The organism is Dysgonomonas sp. 511, from assembly GCF_010501105.1.
In the GTDB taxonomy this organism is placed as follows: Bacteria; Bacteroidota; Bacteroidia; order Bacteroidales; family Dysgonomonadaceae; genus Dysgonomonas.
The window spans coordinates 1-5,740 of the sequence record NZ_QVMQ01000057.1 but is presented as its reverse complement, the minus strand read 5'-3'; the positions used below and the strand labels follow the sequence as shown (position 1 = coordinate 5,740).

Genomic DNA, 5,740 nt, shown 5'->3' with positions numbered 1-5,740 from the left:
TTAACAAAACTAATTTTCAATATGACAAAGAACCAGGCGACTCTAATGAGCCAAGTTTATTTGATTTTTAATAACGAATTTTAATGGGACACTAGTGAGTTGAAATGAGAAAACAAGATCCCTTATTGCAAAATTCAACTTCGGATATGGAATTCGCAATATTTTCAGATTCTATTATAATGTATGGATCTGATTTTCAGGATTTATTATTCCGGCTTTCTAATTTGATTTCTTGGGTTAATAGTTTTGGCATATTATTTAGAGGAGGTGTGGGATATGGTAATCATTTCTCTGAAATTAGTGATAAAAATTATTTAATAGTTAGCGAAGGGTTAGTCCAGGCTGCAACCATTGAACAGAAAATCGCAATTTATCCAAGAATTGTCATTCATAAATCTGTATTAAATGCCATATTGTCAATAAAAGATATCAACTATTTTACAATTTCACACTACTTGGTTCAAGGCCAAGATAACTTGTGGTTTATAAATCCCTTTTTTCTCAATCCAGATATTTCCGAAATATATGATTTTGCACATAAATCCATAATCAAACATACTGGAAAGGCATTCCAAGATAAATATATATGGCTTTTTGATATCTGCGAGTATTTTGGAATGAAGTATTTGATAAGAGAAAATCCAGAAGCATATTATTCGGGTAAGTTTATTACTAAAAATGCAGATTTAGTAGAAATCGTTAATAAGAATTTATTCTTTTACCCTCAAATGTATTCTCAATTCATCATTGGTAATCAGTTTAACTATAATATTAACTTAAGCGTTTATGAAAGAACATATGATGATAATGTTGCGGACATTAAATATCAACATAATAGAATTAAAAATAAACTTCCATCATCTCTTCCATAATATTTTGATTTTGTACATTTGCATAATGTTGTGCCGTTTGAGTAGAAAAATGTCCGAGCATTTTAGCCATATTCGGCAGTGAAATATTATTGGCAAGTGCAATTACCGATGCGAACGAATGAGGTTTCCATTAAAAAATCAACATATAAAATAATCAATTAAATTTCCAAATAAGGATGATTCCTGCTATATTTGCAATAGGAAATGTGATGTGAAGAATTTCGCCGCAAAGTAGTGCAAAAATTTGGTGGAGCAATAGCGGGAGATTACTTCTTTTTCGAAAACATATCTATAAGAAACACAGCCACTTAAGTCAAAATGACGATTCCTGGTGGCACCACTTTGAAAGAAAGCAAAATCACGTAAACCCCTGAATTTCAATGAAGTTCAGGGGTTTTGCGTTTCTGAAAAAAAGCAAAAAAAAGCATCAAAAAGCAGGTTTATCAGGCTCACCCCTATGGAAACAGGCTACGAACTATTATTACCCGAAGGCATATTGACTTATTTTGAAGTAACCCATGCCGAACGCACCTCTACAGCAATCTTAATCTATTTTGAGTAATAACACGATTGTAAGGTATATGAAATGCTTCAAAAAAATAGTAAATATGGCACTGGACCAGGGTTTAATGAAAAAGAACCCGTTTGCCGGATGTAAATATGTTCAAGAAGAAACCGACCCAACCTTTCTCACAAAAGAAGAACTTCAAAAAATAGAAGACAAGGAGTTCGAAATAGAGAGGCTTAGGGTTGTAAAAGATGCCTTCATTTTTTGCACATATACCGGCTTGGCCTTTACGGATGCCAAAGAGCTTACTTATAAAGATATCCTAACAGATAATAACGGTAAGATGTGGATACGGAAAGGTCGCCATAAAATGAAGAAAAACAAAACTCGATGTACAGCTAATGTCCCCCTGCTTGGACCGGCCATCAAGATATTGGAGAAATATAAGGATCATCCCAAATGTATTGACACAGGTGTATGTCTTCCCTTTTACAGTAATGCGAATATGAATTCTTACCTCAAAGATATTGCTGCATCCTGTGGAATTGAGAAGAATTTGACAACACATATGGCAAGACATAGAGAATCTTTTAACCATATATATTCCAGCGCATTACAAAGTTGAATTTGCAGACAGGTAACGATTTAGAAACCAGCTATCATTATTCGCCGATTAGCTTCGTTATCAACAATACATTAAGATATTTCTGTTATTTATCGGAATAGTATCATTAATACAGCGTATAATGGTAAAAATAGGTTCGGCTTATGCCGTAACCAACAAACGTGTAATCCTGAAAACAGGCGTAATCAGTCGCCGTGCGGTCGATTTGGTACTGGCAAAGTGTGAGGGATTGCATATAAAGCAAAGTGTTTTAGGACGGATATTCGGCTTCGGAACGATTACGGTTACTACCGGAGGCGTTACAAGTTCATACCCGTTTATCGCCGATCCACTTGCTTTCCGGCGGGAGATAAATACACAGATAGGATAGCTAGAAGCATGAAGGAGTTGATGATAAACGACTTTAGATAAGTTATTGAAAAACATCTGATAAACAATTTCGTTAGGTGTTTTTTTATAGGTAATTTTGCAACCAGATAATAAACACATTTATGAAGAGAGCTTTTTTATACATAGATATACTTGGGTTTGAAAGTATGGTTAAGTCTAAATCAAATAAAGTTGATAAGATTTTTGAAATAATTGATAGCCTAAACGTCTTTAAGCATGAATCGCTACAAGTTATCGTTTTTTCCGATACTATTTTAGTATTCAACAGAAACGAGAACTGGCCAACACATTACTATGTAACTTATTTAATAGAATATGCTCAAGAATTGTTCTATAAATTGAATTGGATAAATGTGTTCTTTAAGGGCATCATCACCTATGGAGAGTTTCACTTTAAAGAACTCCGTAATTTTCAGGCATATTATGGAGAGGCATTAATCGACACATATAAAGACGAATCCGGATTAAATGGATTTGGACTGTACATAGACAAAAGATTGCATGAGGAGGTTATCGTTTTCAACAAAATAACACTTGATGAAAAATATGATTATGTGCTTTTATGTCAGTCTTTTGTTAATTTATATCGCGATACGAAGGGTCTTCTACCAATCAATATAGATATGTTGCACGAAACAGATACCTATTTCAGAATTGACGAAGATTTGAGATTTTTCCGTGAAATCGAGTATTTGAAAAATAATTATCCGATTGAAAAAGTGCAAAAGAAATATCAGGCTGTTTATGATCTGTATAAGAATTGCACTCCAGATTTTTTTGATGTTTTTGAAACGGATGGTTTTCTACCTCTTTCATTAAATGAATGTTATACAGGTAGTATTAATTTTACAGAAATACTTGCGGAAAAAGAATTATCACAATAAAAGCAATAACAAATGACGGCATTACAAAATTATTCAAATCTCCTTGAAAGTATTTTTGGAACTAATGCAACTGCCTTTGATGTGTCTAAGGACACAACTAACAATCTTATTGGTGCATTAAATCACCCCGGAGAATATGAGGAGTTTAAAGCCAATTTTTCCAAACGGCTTAGAAGGCTAAATGATATATATAGAATGCATCCCGAGCAACTAAAAGAGATTATTATACAAGCTAATTTGATAGCTGACAATAAGAATTGGGAAGGTGCGTATGCTGAACTCGCAGCTTATGATATACTAAATAAAAGCACTTTGTTGATGTGTCCTGTTGAACCGAATGTTGATATTGATAAAAATAGAACATTTGCTTTGGAGTTAGGAAAATCAGAAAGTAATCTTGATGGCTTGATTAGAGATATTGGTGTCTATTTTGATGTTAAGTGCTTTAAAGATAATGTTTCTGAAATACTTAAAGGAATTTATCGTGAAATCGAGACCTTTTTTGGAATTAAATACATACACATATCTGAAGAATATGCTTTAGATGTTCCATATGATGATTTCCAGTTAAACCGTGCAAATCTAAAAGACGAATTAAAGGTGGAGTTATGGAGTATATTGGATAATGCAATTGTTGATTTTAGAGAAAAACATGGCATATCAATATCGTGTGAAAACTTTAAAGATGTGATAAAAACACTGCCTCCAGAATTAAAAGAAGAATTACTTAACGCAATACGAGCAATAGGAACAAGTCATATTAATAGTAAGATAATAAATTTATCTTACAAAATATTGTGGGATAGAGGTGTAATGTCAGCAATGAGGACATATCACCCATTCCGCCATGCGCTCAACTATCACAAACTCGTATTTAATTATGCAAACAAATTTATAAAAGACAAACCCTCATTAATAGTTCTTGTTACTTTCCCTTGGTATAATCAAGTGCTGCTAAATTTTGATGAAGGAAACAAAATGCTATACCGCTCATTAGCACGAAGAGTTTTTTGTCAGTATATAAATGATTCCACACCTTTTAGTGCATTTAATTCGAAGTTTAATGGGAAACAAACAACATTTGAAGTTACAAACAATTTGTCTGGAATTATTTTTTTAGAAGACAATTGCATAAAAGGTAAAAATCCGGATTCTACTAATATAAATACATATGTTTATTTAAATCCTAATTCTAAAAATCCCTTAGGTAGTTTTGCTTGCGATTATATACATTCGCTTGAGTTGAACGATTTTGATGATTTTGAATATGATAACTATTAGATAAACATTGTCATCATTTTACTCTCAAATTTATGAAATGTAAAGCCATAATATTTAATCAAAGAAAAATAGGGAGATGTCCTCACGATGCAGTAAAAGGAAAACACTTTTGTAGTAGTCATAAATATTATCTGCTAGTTATTATTATTTCTCCGGTTATTTTATTTATGTTGGGATATTTAGGAAATAAACTTCTTGATGTAATTTTTGTTTCGGATTCTTCGCCTTTTGTTGCTAATATCCAAATCGTAGATTGGAATGGAGAAATAAACAATAGAGATATTAAAGAAGAATTATATTATGGGGCGACTTTGTATCTTGATAATAACCCCCAAAAGTTATCTGGTAGTATTGTGAAATTTTCTGACTTGCCAGCATCATACAACAAAAAGGACGTAAGAGTACATTTTGAACCGAAGCCTGAATATCAATTTATGCAGCTAGACACAATCATTTGTATTAACAGAAATTCACCGACATATCGTTTAAGGATGCGTTTTAAGGGAGCACATCATAGCCAACAATTCTCCCAATCAATGATGCTTTAAATGGACTACCTACTTTCTCTCCTTTCTTATCCAATGCCGAATAAACCAATCCATTATAGGCTTTACCCCGAACTTCACCTTTTACCTCTTCAACCGTTACACCATATAATGATAGCACAGCCCTGTATTCATTAAGGCTCTGAAAATTGTATGACTTCATCACTGCTTTCGCTACATTAGAAACTTGTTTTTTTACATCTCCTGCTCTATAATCTACCCGTTTATGAGGTAGATTATACGATTGCCTTTGCTTTTCAGCCGACAATAGATTGTACTTCTTTTCCAGTTCCTTCCGAATATTATCCGAACGTTTCTTTTCGAATGAATCATTTATCTTTTTGCCCATTTCATCTACACGGATAGAAACTATATGTATATGTTTGCGGTCGATATCCTCGTGCTTATAGACCTTCACTCAGCTCAAGTAGCCCGCTACTATCGCTTCGCGGAAGAAAAAATTATCTCTAAAACAGTTCTAAAAACTAGAATGAATAAAATTTAAATAGTTACCTCATTAGTGTCCACTAAAAATCCGCAATCGTTCTTTGAAACATTTGAAATATAGTTAGTTATAGGGGTTTTTCGTGCGAACGGATTTCAATTTTCATCTTTGTATTCTTTAGACTAAGATA

General features: G+C 33.0%; 7 protein-coding genes and 1 pseudogene. 6 read left to right on the top strand and 2 right to left on the bottom strand.

Annotated features, from left to right (window positions below; genetic code table 11):
• The first annotated feature begins 104 nt into the window (after positions 1 to 104).
• Positions 105 to 872 carry a hypothetical protein gene (locus tag D0T57_RS14945; protein WP_163274276.1) on the top strand — a complete coding sequence of 256 codons (768 nt, stop codon included), beginning with the start codon at positions 105 to 107 and terminating at the stop codon, positions 870 to 872.
• Here the strand turns inward: D0T57_RS14945 and D0T57_RS15950 are convergent.
• Positions 841 to 993, bottom strand: a pseudogene (locus D0T57_RS15950) (site-specific integrase); the annotation flags it as partial. The gene D0T57_RS14945 and the pseudogene D0T57_RS15950 overlap by 32 nt on opposite strands.
• 460 nt (positions 994 to 1,453) lie before the next feature.
• Between D0T57_RS15950 and D0T57_RS14940 the strand changes: the two are divergent.
• The 5 genes from D0T57_RS14940 to D0T57_RS14920 all read left to right on the top strand — a co-directional run bounded on the left by D0T57_RS14940 (position 1,454) and on the right by D0T57_RS14920 (position 5,108).
• Positions 1,454 to 2,005, top strand: a complete 552-nt coding sequence (locus tag D0T57_RS14940) for a site-specific integrase (protein WP_163274275.1) — start codon at positions 1,454 to 1,456, stop codon at positions 2,003 to 2,005.
• A gap of 121 nt (positions 2,006 to 2,126) precedes the next feature.
• On the top strand, positions 2,127 to 2,375 hold the full coding sequence (locus tag D0T57_RS14935; RefSeq protein WP_255490630.1) for a PH domain-containing protein: 249 nt from the start codon (positions 2,127 to 2,129) through the stop codon (positions 2,373 to 2,375).
• A 121-nt stretch (positions 2,376 to 2,496) separates the two neighbouring features.
• On the top strand, positions 2,497 to 3,279 hold the full coding sequence (locus D0T57_RS14930) for a hypothetical protein (RefSeq protein ID WP_163274274.1): 783 nt from the start codon (positions 2,497 to 2,499) through the stop codon (positions 3,277 to 3,279).
• A 12-nt stretch (positions 3,280 to 3,291) separates the two neighbouring features.
• Positions 3,292 to 4,560: a hypothetical protein gene (locus D0T57_RS14925; protein WP_163274273.1), complete on the top strand. Its 1,269-nt coding sequence runs from the start codon at positions 3,292 to 3,294 to the stop codon at positions 4,558 to 4,560.
• Between the two features lie 32 nt (positions 4,561 to 4,592).
• Positions 4,593 to 5,108, top strand: a complete 516-nt coding sequence (locus D0T57_RS14920) for a hypothetical protein (protein WP_163274272.1) — start codon at positions 4,593 to 4,595, stop codon at positions 5,106 to 5,108.
• On the opposite strand, the gene D0T57_RS14915 is transcribed toward D0T57_RS14920, so the two are convergent.
• Positions 5,059 to 5,523 carry a relaxase/mobilization nuclease domain-containing protein gene (locus D0T57_RS14915; protein ID WP_163274271.1) on the bottom strand — a complete coding sequence of 155 codons (465 nt, stop codon included), beginning with the start codon at positions 5,521 to 5,523 and terminating at the stop codon, positions 5,059 to 5,061. The two genes, D0T57_RS14920 and D0T57_RS14915, sit on opposite strands and share 50 nt — an antisense overlap.
• Positions 5,524 to 5,740 lie beyond the last annotated feature (217 nt).

Bases quoted from the DNA above. Each gene is read 5' to 3' on its own strand.
- D0T57_RS14940 (WP_163274275.1), top strand. From the start codon at position 1,454: ATGAAATGCTTCAAAAAAATAGTAAATATGGCACTGGACCAGGGTTTA.
- D0T57_RS14925 (WP_163274273.1), top strand. From the start codon at position 3,292: ATGACGGCATTACAAAATTATTCAAATCTCCTTGAAAGTATTTTTGGA.
- D0T57_RS14935 (WP_255490630.1), top strand. From the start codon at position 2,127: ATGGTAAAAATAGGTTCGGCTTATGCCGTAACCAACAAACGTGTAATC.
- D0T57_RS14920 (WP_163274272.1), top strand. From the start codon at position 4,593: ATGAAATGTAAAGCCATAATATTTAATCAAAGAAAAATAGGGAGATGT.
- D0T57_RS14945 (WP_163274276.1), top strand. From the start codon at position 105: ATGAGAAAACAAGATCCCTTATTGCAAAATTCAACTTCGGATATGGAA.
- D0T57_RS14930 (WP_163274274.1), top strand. From the start codon at position 2,497: ATGAAGAGAGCTTTTTTATACATAGATATACTTGGGTTTGAAAGTATG.